This is a genomic window from Streptomyces sp. CBMA156, assembly GCF_014596515.1.
Lineage (GTDB): Bacteria > Actinomycetota > Actinomycetes > Streptomycetales > Streptomycetaceae > Kitasatospora.
Map to the genome: position 1 here is coordinate 1 of NZ_MSJQ01000316.1, position 8,538 is coordinate 8,538.

The 8,538-nt window shown below is 74.7% G+C and carries 7 protein-coding genes; 4 read left to right on the forward strand and 3 right to left on the reverse strand.

Going from position 1 to position 8,538, the window contains the following annotated elements; genetic code table 11:
* Positions 1 to 9 precede the first annotated feature (9 nt).
* Positions 10 to 708 (forward strand): polysaccharide deacetylase family protein, encoded by a 699-nt coding sequence (locus tag BU198_RS27335; protein WP_188299550.1) that lies wholly within the window; start codon positions 10 to 12, stop codon positions 706 to 708.
* A 94-nt stretch (positions 709 to 802) separates the two neighbouring features.
* The gene (locus BU198_RS27340; RefSeq protein WP_188299022.1) at positions 803 to 1,333 is read left to right on the forward strand and encodes a hypothetical protein; all 531 of its coding nucleotides are present in this window, start codon (positions 803 to 805) and stop codon (positions 1,331 to 1,333) included.
* A gap of 30 nt (positions 1,334 to 1,363) precedes the next feature.
* Here the strand turns inward: BU198_RS27340 and BU198_RS27345 are convergent, their stop codons facing one another.
* Genes BU198_RS27345 through BU198_RS27355 form a run of 3 tightly spaced genes read right to left on the reverse strand, consistent with a single transcriptional unit; the run spans position 1,364 to position 4,559 of the window.
* The gene (locus tag BU198_RS27345; RefSeq protein WP_188299545.1) at positions 1,364 to 2,455 is read right to left on the reverse strand and encodes an MGDG synthase family glycosyltransferase; all 1,092 of its coding nucleotides are present in this window, start codon (positions 2,453 to 2,455) and stop codon (positions 1,364 to 1,366) included.
* A gap of 12 nt (positions 2,456 to 2,467) precedes the next feature.
* The gene (locus tag BU198_RS27350; RefSeq protein WP_188299546.1) at positions 2,468 to 3,412 is read right to left on the reverse strand and encodes an NAD-dependent epimerase/dehydratase family protein; all 945 of its coding nucleotides are present in this window, start codon (positions 3,410 to 3,412) and stop codon (positions 2,468 to 2,470) included.
* Positions 3,413 to 3,434: 22 nt separating this feature from the next.
* Positions 3,435 to 4,559, reverse strand: a complete 1,125-nt coding sequence (locus tag BU198_RS27355) for a DegT/DnrJ/EryC1/StrS family aminotransferase (RefSeq protein ID WP_188299547.1) — start codon at positions 4,557 to 4,559, stop codon at positions 3,435 to 3,437.
* Positions 4,560 to 4,938: 379 nt separating this feature from the next.
* Between BU198_RS27355 and BU198_RS27360 the strand changes: the two genes are divergently transcribed.
* Together BU198_RS27360 and BU198_RS27365 are read left to right on the forward strand one after the other, a co-directional pair.
* The gene (locus BU198_RS27360) at positions 4,939 to 7,140 is read left to right on the forward strand and encodes an MMPL family transporter (RefSeq protein ID WP_188299548.1); all 2,202 of its coding nucleotides are present in this window, start codon (positions 4,939 to 4,941) and stop codon (positions 7,138 to 7,140) included.
* 265 nt (positions 7,141 to 7,405) lie between these two features.
* Positions 7,406 to 8,538 (forward strand): sensor histidine kinase (locus BU198_RS27365; RefSeq protein WP_188299549.1); only part of this gene is annotated, 1,133 nt, incomplete at its 3' end.

Genomic DNA, 8,538 nt, shown 5'->3' on the forward strand with positions numbered 1-8,538 from the left:
GTCGAGTTCCTGCACCTCGCCCCGGCCGCCGTCCGGCTCCCGCCGCTGCGCCGCACCCTGGCCCGGCGCACCGCCGGCCACGGCACCGCGCCCGGCCACATCGCCCTGACCTTCGACGACGGCCCCGATCCGGGCAGCACCCCGTACGTCCTCGACGCGCTGGACGAACTCGGTGTCCGCGCCACCTTCTTCCTGCTCGGCGCGATGCTGGAACGCGCCCCCGCGCTCGGCCGCGAGCTGGTGCTGCGCGGCCACGAGGTGGCCGTCCACGGCTGGCACCACCGGCAGCAGTGGTACCCGGCCCCCGCCCGTGACCTGCGCGAACTGCGCCGCGCCGACGAGGCCGTGACCGACCTCTGCGGTGCCCGCCCGCTCTGGTACCGCCCGCCGTACGGCGTCCTGACCGCCGGTCCCGCTCTGGCCGCCCGCCGGCTCGGACTGCGCAGCGTGCTGTGGACCGCCTGGGGGCGGGACTGGACGGCGGAGGCCACCGGCGAGTCCGTCTACGCGACCGCCCGCCCCGGCCTCACCGGCGGCGCCACCCTCCTGCTGCACGACTCCGACTGCACCTCCGCCCCCGACTCCTGGCGCGCCACCCTCGCCGCCCTCCCGCTGATCGCCGCCCACTGCCGCACCCACCGGCTCACCCTCGGCCCCCTCCGCGACCACGGGGTGCCCCCGCCCGCCGGGCGGAACCGTCCGGCCTGACCGACGCGTCGTCAGGATCACCACGCCGAACGAGCAGGGGGCTCCCGTGAACGTCAACGTCCGTTCAGCGCACCGACTTTGGTCCTTCGCCGCATTGGGCGCAGCCGCCCTCCTGGTGGCCGGCTGCGGAGGCTCCGGCTCGTCGCCCGGGCCGGTCGTCTCGTCCGGCCCGCCCTCGGCCTCGGCCGCGTCACCGACCGCTCCCGCCCCGACCGCTCCCGCTCCGTCCGTCACGCCGTCCTCCGGCACCCCCGACCCGGGGTCAGGGACGCCCGCCGGCAGCGGCCTGACCCTCGACGCGGCCAACGGCGGCAGCTACCGCTTCGCCTCGGTCGCCTGCGTCGGCGAGGCCACACCGACCGGCGCCCTGAGCCTCACCGCGACCCCGAGGAGCCTGAACGACGCACTCGCCGAACTCGTCCTCAAGGACGGCGAGGCCCGGTTGCTGCTGACCCTCAAGGGCTTCCGTCCGGTGCTCTGGAAGGGCAGCGTCCCGATCGGCGGGCAGGCGAGCCGCACCGCCCACGGCGCGACGCTCACCGCGATGCCCGTCACCGAGGAACTCGGCGACACCGGCACGGTGACCGGCACCCTCACCTGTTCGGGCACCGACGGCCTGTACTGACAGCCATAGGAGCATCCCGCCTGCCGCGGCTTACCCCAGCCCCACCCGCCGCAGCGCCGCCCCGAACCCCGCCTGCCACGCCGCCGGTGTCGCGCCGACGGACGGCGCGGGCTCGGGGCGGCCGAGCGCGGCCAGGGCGTTGCGGACCACCTCGGCCGGGCGGGCGGTGGCGACGTCGGCGTGGCCGAGTTCCAGCTCGTGCTGGAGGTTGTCGCGTCCGTGCCCCTGCACCACGTCGAGGAGCAGCAGCCGCCGCCCCAGCGCGCGGGCCTCGCTGCAGGTGTCGCCCGAGCTGGTGACGACCAGGTCGGCGGCGGCCATCAGCGCGGGGACGCGGTCGGTGTACCCGTAGGGGTGCAGCCGGGGCTCCCGGCGCGCGGCGGCCCGCAGCCGGCACTCCAGTTCCCGGTTGCGCCCGGCCACCGCGAGCACGTACGGCCCGGCGGCGGCCAGTGAGGCGGCGGTGCGGGCGAGCGGGCCGAGCCCCCAGGAGCCCGACATCAGCAGCACGCACCGGGCGCCCGCCGGCACGCCCAGCTCCGCCCGGGCCGCGGCCCGCTCCGGCGGCCGGTAGAACGGTTCCCGCAGCGGCGCGGGCACGACGGCGATGTCGGCGTCCGGCAGGTACCGTCGCACCGCGCACCCGGCGACCTCCGAGGTGACCAGGAACAGGTCCGTCCCCTCCTGCACCCAGAGCCGGTGCGGCGTCACGTCGGTGCAGAACACGAAGTGCCGGAACTCCCGTTCCGGCGCCTGCCGCAGCAGCCGGTTGACGGCCGAGGTCGCGGTGGCGAACACCGAGACCACCAGCTGTGGCCGCTGCGCCTCGATCAGCTCCCGCAGCGCGGGGACCAGCCGGCCGCGCGCCGCCGCGTCGGCGAGCAGCGCGATCCTGGCGCCCGGCCGCAGCGCCGAGAAGTGGAAGGCGTCGTACGCCCCGGGCAGGTCGAGCAGCCGGCGGAACACCGCCTCCCCGGCCGCGCCCGAGCGCCGGCCGAGCAGGGCCATCGCGTCCACGGTGCGGGTGGTCCAGCCGCGCTCGCGCAGGGTGTCCGCGCAGGCCTGGGCCATCACGTCGTGGCCCTGCCCGAGCGATCCCGAGATCAGCAGGGCGTGCGGCATCGGGCGGCCCCGTCAGCCGGCGGCGGCCGGGCCGAGCGAGGCCCGGTACCAGTCCGCGTACCGGCGCACGCCGTCGGTGAAGTTGGTGCTCGGCGACCAGCCCAGCAGCCGCTTGGCCTGCGCCGAGGAGATCCGCCGCCCCGCGTAGTCGGCCTTCCGTCCGTCGATGTGCTCGATGGTGACGGGCCCGAGCAGCCCGTCCACGGTGTCGGCGATGTCCCGCACCGAGACGGCCGTCGAGCCCTCCAGCGCGAAGGTCTGGTCCTCGGCGGCGGGGGAGAGGGCCCGCACGTGGGCGTCGGCGAGGTCCTCGACGTAGACGAAGTTGCGGCTCTGCCGGCCGTCGCCGGCGATGGTGATCGGCCGCCCGGCCAGCGCGGCCTGGACGAACCGGGCGACGACCAGCTCGTCGCGCATCCTGGGCCCGTACGGGATGCCGTAGCGCAGGATGGTGAAGTGCTGCCCGTAGAGCTCGCGGTAGCTGTGCACCAGCATCTCGGCGGCGAGCTTGGTGGCCACGTACAGGTGGCCGCTGTGCTCCAGCTCGATCGGCACGTGCTCGTCCAACTCCTGCTCCCCGCCGTCGAGTTGCTCGTCGGCGAGGGCGGCTCCGTAGACCCAGACGGTGCTCGCCAGCACGGTCCGGCTCAGACCGCTGCGCCGGGCGGCCTCCAGGACGGCCTCGGTGCCGTCGATGTTGGTCCGCACCGCGCGGACCGGGTCGGCGCTGACCCGCTCGACGTCGGCCATCGCGGCCAGGTGGTAGACCACCTCGCTGCCGGCCAGCGCGGCGGTGAGCGCCTTGAGGTCGAGGACGTCGAGCCGCGCGTGCTCGGCGTCCGGGTTGAGGTACTTGTCGGTGGTGTCCACCGCGAGGACGTCGTGGCCGGCCGCGATCAGGTGGTCCACGACGTGTGAGCCGATGAATCCGCAGCCCCCGGTGACGGCTATCCGCACGATCTTGCTCCCTTCGCTCCGGCTATCCGGCCAGGTGCCGGTACACCGCGGAGACGGCGTCGATCACCTGCTCCGTCTCGTCCTCGGTCATGTCGGAGTGCACCGGCAGGCAGACCTGCCGCGCGCAGACGTCCTCGGCCACCGGCAGCGGCCCGCGCCGGTACGGGGCGAGCACCGGCTGGAGGTGCAGCGGCAGGTCGTAGACCTCGCCGGACAGCCGCACCCCGTGCTCCTCGGCCAGCGTCCGCTTGAACTCCGCGCGGTCCACCCCGGCCGGCAGCAGCGCCACGTACTTGTAGTAGTTGCCGCGGCAGCCGGGCGGTTCGAGCACCGGGTCGAGCCCGTCCAGCCCTGACAGCGCCGCGTCGTAGCGGTGGGCGACGGCCCGGCGGGTCTCGATGAACTCCTTCAGCCGGCGCAGGTGCACCGCGCCGATCGCGGCGTGCGGCTCGCTCATCCGCCAGGAGTAGCCGAGCCTCACGTGGTGGTTGGTGGTGAACGAGCCCTTGCCCTGGTCGCGGTAGATCCGGGCCTCGTCGCGCAGCTCCGGCGACTCGGTCAGGATCATCCCGCCCTCGCCGCTGGTGGTGACCTTGGTCGGGTAGAAGGAGAAGGCCCCGGCCAGGCCGAAGGTCCCGGCGGCACGCCCCTCGAAGCTGCTGCCGTGGGCGTGCGCGGCGTCCTCGACCAGCGGGACGCCGCGCCGGTCGCAGAGCGCCCGCAGGGCGTGCACCTGCGGGCCGACCAGCCCGCCGACGTGCACCAGGACGACCGCGGCGGTGTCCGGGGTGAGCGCCGCCTCCAGGGCCTCGGGGGAGAGCGCGAGGGTGGCCGGGTCGACGTCGGCGAACACCGGCCGCCCGCCCGCGTGCACCACCGCGCCGGCGGTCGCGTAGAAGGTGACGGCGGGGACGACCACGTCGCGGCCCCGGACGTCGACGCTGCGCAGGATCACCTCCAGCGCCGCCGTGCCGCTGCTCACCGCGACGGCGTGCGAGGCGCCGTGCTCGGCGGCGAAGGCCTGCTCGAAGCGCCCGGTCCACGGACCGAGGGTCAGCGCGCCGGTGGTGAGCATCTCGGTCACCGCTTCGGCGACCGCCGCGCGGTCGCTCTCGTCGAACACGATGCGGGCGGCTGGAACGCCCATGGGGCACCTCCGGCGGCGGGCTGCGCGAGCAGCACCGATCGGGACGGATCCTCCCGAACCGCACGTCAGCGGACGGGTCAGGCACATCACGCTACTTCGCCCACCGGACCGCGGCCCGCCGTCGAGGCCCGCGCGGGTGACCGGATCTGCTTCCGCCGCAGGTCCGGGCACTACTTCCGGTGCCGGGCGTGCGCTCCTCCGTGCGGGGGATGGCACTACTGCGTCCGCAGTACGCAAACGGCCTGCACAGGGACGACGACGGAGCAGGGGCCGGCGATCAAGGATTGGTCATGCTGCGGCGGACCGCGTCCACCAGGACCTCCGGCCGGCCGCGGCGCGTTCGTTCCCGAGAACCGCATCCGAAGGAGTCCGCTCTCCCGTGGCCACGTTCCTTTACAGCCTGGGCCGATGGGCCTTCGTCCGGCGCCGGCTGGTGACCTTCCTCTGGGTCGCCGTGCTGGCGGTCGGCGGAGTCCTGGCGGCCAAGGCGCCCGCCGCACCCGACGACGGCTTCGCGATGCCCGGTACGGAGGCGCAGAAGGCCTTCGACCTGATGAACGAGCGCTTCCCCGGCGGCCACGCCGACGGGGCCATGGCGCGCCTGGTGTTCGTCGCCCCCTCCGGCCAGAAGATCACCGCCGGGCCCAACCAGCAGGCGGTCGAGCGGACGGTCGACGAGGTCGCCCGGTCCCAGCAGGTCACCGGCGCGGTGAACCCGTTCAAGATGCAGGGCGCGGTCTCCCAGGACGGCACCACCGCCTACGCGACGGTCAACTACTCCGCCAAGGTCGGCGAGGTGTCCAAGGACGCCACCGACACCCTGGAGCAGGCCGCCCAGCACGGCCGGGACGCGGGGCTCAAGGTCGAGATCGGCGGCACCGCGCTGATGGCCAAGCCCGACGCGGGCGGCAGCAGCGAGGCGATCGGCATGGCGCTGTCCGCCGTCGTCCTGGTGATCACCTTCGGCTCGCTGCTCGCGGCCGGCCTGCCACTGCTCACGGCGGTGATCGGCGTCGGCCTCGGCATGGCGCTGATCACCGCGCTCGGCAGCACGCTGGGGCTCTCCGCCACCACCGGCACGCTCGCGATGATGCTCGGCCTCGCCGTCGGCATCGACTACGCGGTGTTCATCGTCTCCCGCTACCGCGCCGAACTCGCCGAGGGCCGAGCGCCCCAGGAGGCGGCGGGCCGGGCCGTCGGCACCGCGGGCTCCGCGGTGGTCTTCGCCGGCCTCACCGTGGTGATCGCGCTCGCCGGCCTCTCCGTGGTCGGCATCCCGATCCTGGCCAAGATGGGCATGGCCGCCGCCGGGACGGTCGTGATCGCCGTGCTGGTCGCGCTCACCCTGGTCCCCGCGCTGCTCGGCTTCCTCGGCCGCAAGGTGCTGCCCCGCAAGGCCCGCAAGGCGGGCGCTGCGGGGGCCCCGGCCGGGAAGGAGAACGGTGGCGCCCGCTGGGCCCGCTTCATCCTGCGCCGTCCGCTCGCGGTGCTGCTCGGCGGCGTGATCGCGCTCGGCGTGCTCGCCGCCCCGGCCCTCGACCTGCGGCTCGGCCTGCCGGGCGACGAGTCGAAGCCCACCTCCACCACCCAGCGCCGCGCCTACGACCTGCTCTCCGAGGGCTTCGGTCCCGGCTTCAACGGCCCGCTGACGGTCATGGTGGACGCCAAGGGCGTCGCCGACCCGAAGGCCGCCGCGAACGAGGTCGCCAAGAAGGTCTCCGGCCTGCCCGGGGTCGTCGCAGTGACGCCGCCGATGTTCAACAAGGAGGGCGACACCGCCCTGCTGAACGCCGTCCCCGCGACCGGTCCGAGCGAGGCCGAGACCAAGGACATCGTGCACGCCATCCGCGGTGACGCGGCCGGCCTGAAGACGGCCACCGGGGCCACGGTCCTGGTCAGTGGCACCACGGCGATGAACATCGACGTCTCCCAGAAGATGTCCGACGCGCTGCTGCCGTACCTCACCGTGGTGGTCGGCCTCGCCGTCATCCTGCTGCTGGTGGTCTTCCGCTCCGTCCTCGTCCCGCTGAAGGCGGCCCTCGGCTTCCTGCTCTCGGTGGTCGCCGCGCTCGGCGCCGTGGTCGCGGTCTTCCAGTGGGGCTGGCTGGCCAGTCTGATCGGGGTGGAGCAGACCGGCCCGGTGATGAGCATGATGCCGATCTTCATGATCGGTGTGGTCTTCGGCCTCGCCATGGACTACGAGGTGTTCCTGGTCACCCGGATCCGTGAGGGCTTCGTCCACGGCGAGGAGCCCGGCGAGGCGATCGTCACCGGCTTCCGGCACAACGCCCGGGTGGTCACCGCCGCGGCCCTCATCATGATCGCCGTCTTCGCGGGCTTCATCGGGATGAACGAGCCGATGATCAAGATGATGGGTCTGGGCCTGGCCGCGGCCGTCGCCTTCGACGCCTTCATCGTCCGGATGGCCATCGTCCCGGCCGTCCTCGCCCTGCTCGGCCGCCGCGCCTGGTGGCTGCCGCGCTGGCTCGACCGGCTGATACCGGACGTCGACGTTGAGGGCAGCAAGCTGGAGGCCGCCGCCCCCGAGCAGGCTCAGGCCAGGGAGTCGGTCACCGTCTAGACCGGTGCCGCCCGGTCCGGCCCGGAACCATCCGGGCCGGTCCTGGCACCATCCCGGACCCGGCCAGGCACCGCCACGGCCGGGTCCGGTCACATCCGGCTCGGACACCGGTTCGAGCCCAACCGTTTACCGTTGCTGTCGGAGGCCACCGCCCGTCGCGGAGGCCTCCGACCAGGACCGCCACCCCCACCGGGGCCCGCGCGGCACGAACCGGTGCCGCCCGGCGAGGGCGCGGCCAGGGCAACCCGACCCGGAGAGCACGAGCATGAGCGACATCTGGCAGCGCCTGCGCCGCGACCATCCGCGGCTGCTCGACATCGCCGGAGGCGCGGCCCTGATCACGGTCACCGGCCTCGGAGCCACCATCGACCAGAGCCGCGGCCGCTACATCGGACTCGACCCGCTCACCGGCGCCATCGCGCTGGGCGCCGCCACCGCCGTCTTCGCCCATCGCCGCCACCCGCGCGCGGTGGTCGCCGTCACGCTGTTCTGCACCGTGCTGCTCACCTCCACCAGCCCCCGGCTCAGCCCGGCCCTGGCCGCCCCGCTGCTGGTCGCGCTCTACTGCCTCGCCGTCCGCACCGACCGGGCCACCGCGCTGCGCGCCTCGATCGTCACCGCCGTCCTGCTCACCGGGATGGCGCTGCTGCTCGGCCCGAGCGGCCCGATCGGCGAACGGCTCGGCGTCCTCGCCTGGGCCCTGCTGCCCGGCGCCCTCGGCGACTCCATCCGCAACCGCCGCGCCCACCTCGCGGCCATCGAGGAGCGCGCCGAACGGGCCGAACGCACCCGCGAGGAGGAGGCCCTCCGGCGGGTCGCCGACGAGCGGATCCGGATCGCCCGCGACCTGCACGACGTGGTCGCCCACCACATCGCCCTCGCCAACGCCCAGGCCGGCATCGCCGTCCACCTCATGGACAATCACCCCGTCCAGGCCCGCGAGGTGCTCAGCCACATCACCGACGCCACCGGCTCGGCCCTCCAGGAACTGCGCGCCACCGTCGGCCTGCTGCGCCGCGCCGAGGAGCCCGCCCCGCTCGAACCCACCCCCGGGCTCGACCGGCTGCCCGAGCTGATCAACACCTTCGAGCGGGCCGGCCTGCCGGTCCGGCTCACCGTCGAGGGGGAGGCCCGCCCGCTGTCGCCCGGTGTCGGCCTCACCGCCTTCCGGATCGTCCAGGAGTCGCTGACCAACGTCGCCAAGCACGCCCACGGCGCCGACGCCGAGATCACCCTCGCCTACAGCGGCAGCCGGGTCGCGGTCAGCGTCGCCAACGGCCGTCCGACCGCGACCGGCCGCCCCCGCGCGGTCCCGCTGCCCCGGCACCCCCCGAGCGAGAGCGGCTTCGGCCTGATCGGCATGCGCGAGCGGGCCGGCGCGGTCGGCGGCCGGCTCAG